The sequence below is a fragment of the Staphylococcus sp. EG-SA-2 genome, assembly GCF_017152085.1.
In genome coordinates this window covers 1-401 of record NZ_JACYHC010000298.1, presented here as the reverse complement: position 1 = coordinate 401, position 401 = coordinate 1, and the positions used below count along the sequence as shown (strand labels likewise).

The window sequence follows — 401 nt, the reverse complement described above, 5'->3', positions numbered from 1 at the left end:
CGTTTAAGTTAGGTAAATGTAAGATTTCATAGAAAGCATTTTGTTGTTCTTTGTTGAATTTGTTATCCGCTTTCGGTGCTTGAGATTCATTTAACTTTTTAGCTTCTGACAATAGGTTAGCACTTTGACTTGGGTCATCTTTTAAGCTTTGGATGAAACCATTGCGTTGTTCTTCGTTCAAGTTAGGCATGTTCAAGATTTCATAGAAAGCATTTTGTTGTTCTTTGTTGAAATTGTTGTCAGCTTTCGGTGCTTGAGATTCGTTTAATTTTTTAGCTTCACCTAAAACGTTAGCACTTTGGCTTGGATCATCTTTAAGGCTTTGGATAAAACCATTACGTTGATCAGCGTTTAAGTTAGGCATATTTAACACTTGATAAAAAGCATTTTGTTGAGCTTCA

General features: G+C 34.2%; 1 pseudogene. It reads right to left on the bottom strand.

The window, feature by feature from the left end:
* Positions 1–401, bottom strand: a pseudogene (gene spa / locus IDG60_RS02850) (staphylococcal protein A); the annotation flags it as partial.